This is a genomic window from Falsiroseomonas oryzae (assembly GCF_027856955.1).
Classification (GTDB): Bacteria; Pseudomonadota; Alphaproteobacteria; order Acetobacterales; family Acetobacteraceae; genus Falsiroseomonas; species Falsiroseomonas oryzae.
The window spans coordinates 1-3838 of record NZ_JAPSMD010000478.1; the positions used below are offsets into that span (position 1 = coordinate 1).

Consider the following 3838-nt stretch of genomic DNA (forward strand, 5'->3'; position numbering starts at 1 on the left):
CCGCCCCAGGCCCACACGCCGGGGCCAGCCGCCAGCAGCACGGCGGCGCCGAGCAGCGCCAGCAGCGGCGGCAGCCAGGCCCCCGGCCGGCGCCAGTCCCGCCGTACCGCCAGCGCCAGCAGGCGCATTCGGCCGCCCTACCCCGCCGCGAGCGCCCGCTTCGCCGCCTCCGCCAGGAAGCCGCTGGCCACCGGCAGGATCGCGTCGTTGAAGTCGTAGCGCGGGTTGTGCAGCTCCCGCCCGTTCTCGGCCGGGCCGTTGCCGATCCAGACGAAGGCGCCGGGCACCTGCTGCAGGAACCAGCAGAAATCCTCGCCGGTCATGGCCGGCGCTACGTCGCGCCGAAGCGGGGCCACCGCGGCGGCCGCGGCGGCAGCCAGGTCCCGCTCCGCCGGGTGGTTCGCCGTGACATCGACGCCCGGGCGCCATGTGACCGCGGCCTCTACGCCGAAGGTCGCGCCGATCCCCTGCGCGATGCGGTGCACGCCGTCGCGGATGGCGGTGCCGGCCGCCGCGTCCAGCCAGCGCGCCGTGCCCTTCAGCGTGACGCGGGAGGGGATCTGGTTCTGCGCCTCGCCGCCCTCCACCACCGTCACGCTCACCACACCGCCTGCCAGCGGGTCGAGGTTGCGCGCGACCACCGACTGCAGCGCGACGATGCAATGCCCCGCCGCCACCATCGGGTCGCGCGAAAGCTGCGGAAGCGCGGCGTGGCTGGCATGGCCGTCGAAGGCGATCTCGAACCGGCAGCCTGCCGCCATCACGGGCCCGTCATGCACCGCGATGGTGCCGGCCGGCAGGCCGGGCCAGTTGTGCCAACCGAAGATGCGCTCCATCGGGAAGCGGCTGAACAGCCCTTCGGCGATCATGCGCTTCGCCCCGCCGCCGCCTTCCTCCGCGGGCTGGAAGACCAGATGCACCGTGCCGCTCCAGCCCGGGTCGTCCAGCAGCAGCCGCGCCGCGCCCAGCAGCGCCGCGGTGTGCCCGTCATGGCCGCAGGCATGCATCACGCCCGGCACGGTCGACCGCCAGGGCAGGTCGCCGTTCTGCTCCTCGATCGGCAGCGCATCCATGTCGCCGCGCAGCCCGACGCTGCGGTTGCTCTCGCCGCGCCGCAGCGTGGCGACCACGCCGTGGCCGCCGACGCCTTCCGCCACCTCCGCCACGCCCATCTCACGCAGCCTCGCAGCGACGAAGGCGGCTGTATCCTGTTCGTGAAGCGTCAGCCCGGGATGCGCATGCAGGTGGCGGCGCCAGGTTGCCAGGGTCGCGGCGAAGGTGGGATCCATGGCATGACAGGTAGCCCTTCGACGCCGGCCGCTCCACCCCCGGCCGCTTGAACCCCGCGCCCGCCGGGCGCCTTCTGGCACGGTGAGGTCGCTGAGCGCCCGGTTCCACATCCTGCTGCTCGTCCTGCTCGCCGCGGCCCCGGCCGCGGCGCAGGACGCGACCTTGCCCTATGCCACCACCCTGGTGCCGACCGGCGAGGAACGGCTGGACCGCGAGCTCGCCGAAGCCTCGCAGCTTCGTGCGCTGGCCGGGGAGGCTCCGGTGGACGCCTTCGGCCTGATCGCCCGCGCCGAGGCCGAGCCCCGCCGGCTGGAGGAGGTGCTGCGCGCCGAGGGCTGGTGGGGCGGAAGGGTGGAGATCACCCTGGCCGGCATGCCGCTCGGCACGCCGGGGCTGGCGGAGCGACTCGCCGCCGCGCCCCCGGGCGAGGTCCGGGTGGAGGTGCGCGTCATCCCCGGCACGCGCTACACGCTGCGCAACATCGCGCTCCGCCCGGCCGAGCAGGCCGATGCGCCGACGGTCGCCGCGCTCGGCACGCCCGGCGGCATCGCCCGCGGCGACCCGGCCAGCGCAGGCCCAGTGCTGGACGCCGAGGCCGCGCTGATCGAGCGGCTGCGGCGCGAGGGCCATCCGCTGGCCGCCATCGCCGACCGCGAGGTGATCGTGGACCACGAGGCGCAGGCGATGGACGTCACCTGGACCGTCTCGCCCGGGCCGCGCGCCAGCTTCGCCACCCCGGAGGTCGAGGGCGAGACGCGGGTCAACCGGGCGCTGCTGGACCGCGTCGCCGGGCGCATGACAGGCGAGCCCTATTCGCCGGCGCGGCTGGAACGCGGCCGGCGCGACCTGATGGCGCTCGGTGCCTTCGACGGCGTGCGGGCCCGCGCCGGCACCAGGCTCGACCAGGCCGGGCGGCTGCCGGTGACCTTCACGGTCAACGACCGCCCGCGCAACGCCGCCGGCATCACGCTCGCCTACGAGACGGTCTACGGCCCCTCCGGCCGCGTCTTCTACGAACGGCGCAACGTCTTCGGGAATGCCGAGCTGCTTCGGCTGGAGGCGGAAGTCTCGCGGCTCGGCACCGGCGGCGGCACGGCGGACACCAACTGGCGCATCGCCGCGAGCTTCCGCCGACCCGCCCTGCTCGACGGCCGCACCAGCCTGGTGGCCGACGCCGCCCTGGTGCGGGAGCGGCTCGAGGCCTACGACCGCGACGCCTTCGTCGCGACGGTGCTGCTCGAACGCCCCTTCGGCGATCGCTGGCTGCTGCGCGCCGGACCCACCTTCGAGACCGGGCGGATTGGCCGCGACGGCAACCTGGAGCCCTACACCCTGGCCGGCCTGGTGTTCGGCGGGCGGTACGACGACACCGACTCGCTGCTCGACCCGCGGCGGGGAATCCGTGCGGATGCCAACGTCATCCCCTACGCTGACCTGGCCGAGGGCGGGGGATTCGTGCGGGCATTGGGGACCTTCAGGACCTATTTCGACGTCACCGGCGATGGCGGATCCGTCATCGCGCTGCGCGGCACGCTCGGCAGCCTGCTCGGGGCGGACGGCTCCGTGCCGCTCGACAAGCGCTTCTATGCCGGCGGCGGCGGCTCGGTGCGCGGCTACCCCTACCAGGGCATCGGCCCGCGCGACGCGCAGAACCGCCCGCTCGGCGGGTCGAGCCTGGTTGAGGGGAGCGTGGAGTTGCGGCAGCGCGTCTCGGGCCCGATCGGGGTGGTCGGCTTCGTGGATGCCGGCGCGGTCGGGCAGAGCGAGGCACCGGATTTCGGCGACGTGCGCGTCGGCGCCGGGCTCGGCCTGCGCTACGGGACGGCGATCGGGCCGCTGCGCCTGGATGTCGCCGTGCCGATGAGCCGGCTGCCGGGCGATCCGGGCTACGGCGTGTATGTCGGCCTTGGCCAGAGCTTCTGACGCCGCACGTCGCTGGCGCCTGCTGGCCCTGCTCGGGCTGCTGCTGGCGCTCGCGCTGCCGGTCGGCGCGCAGGACGGCGGCGGCGGCAGCTGGGTGGAACGCCAGCTTGCCTCGCTGGTGCCGGGCCTGCGCATCGAGGGGCTGCGCGACCCGCTCTCGTCGACGCCGGGCTTCGCGCGGCTGACGCTCTCGGATGCCAACGGCGTCTGGCTCGAGATCGAGGACGGCAGCGTCGCATGGACGCGGCTCGCGCTGCTGCGCCGCCGGCTGGAGATCGATTCGCTCAGTGCCGCGCGCATCGCCGTGCTGCGCCTGCCCGTCAGCGACACGCCGCCGGACCCGGGCGCGGCGCCGGGCAGCCTGATCCCGCAGTTGCCGAGCCTGCCGGTGGATATCCGCCTGGACCGCGCGCGCATCGGCCGGCTGGATGTTGCGGAGCCGGTGCTCGGCCAGCCGCTGGCGCTGAGCCTTCTGGGCCGCTTGCGGCTCGATGCCGGCGGGCTGGACCTCGGCCTCGACGCCACCCTGATCGAGGGCGGGGCGGTGCTGGTGGCGGAGGCCGCGCTGCGGCCGGCGACCGGCCGGCTCACAGCGCGCGCCACGCTGCGCGGCGACCCCGGTGGC

General features: G+C 75.2%; 3 protein-coding genes. 2 read left to right on the top strand and 1 reads right to left on the bottom strand.

The window, feature by feature from the left end:
- Nucleotides 1-137: 137 nt before the first annotated feature.
- A complete protein-coding gene (locus OZN99_RS27335; protein WP_270938386.1) occupies nucleotides 138-1289 on the bottom strand; it encodes an amidohydrolase in 1152 nt (383 codons plus the stop codon).
- A gap of 82 nt (nucleotides 1290-1371) precedes the next feature.
- On the opposite strand from OZN99_RS27335, the gene OZN99_RS27340 reads away from it, so the two are divergent.
- Both OZN99_RS27340 and OZN99_RS27345 read left to right on the top strand, forming a co-directional pair.
- Nucleotides 1372-3213 carry an autotransporter assembly complex protein TamA gene (locus OZN99_RS27340; protein WP_270938387.1) on the top strand — a complete coding sequence of 614 codons (1842 nt, stop codon included), beginning with the start codon at nucleotides 1372-1374 and terminating at the stop codon, nucleotides 3211-3213.
- A partial coding sequence (locus tag OZN99_RS27345; protein ID WP_456299907.1) for a hypothetical protein occupies nucleotides 3197-3838 on the top strand: 642 nt, incomplete at its 3' end. The genes OZN99_RS27340 and OZN99_RS27345, both read left to right, overlap by 17 nt.

Bases quoted from the DNA above. Each gene is read 5' to 3' on its own strand.
- OZN99_RS27335 (WP_270938386.1), bottom strand. From the start codon at position 1,289: ATGGATCCCACCTTCGCCGCGACCCTGGCAACCTGGCGCCGCCACCTG.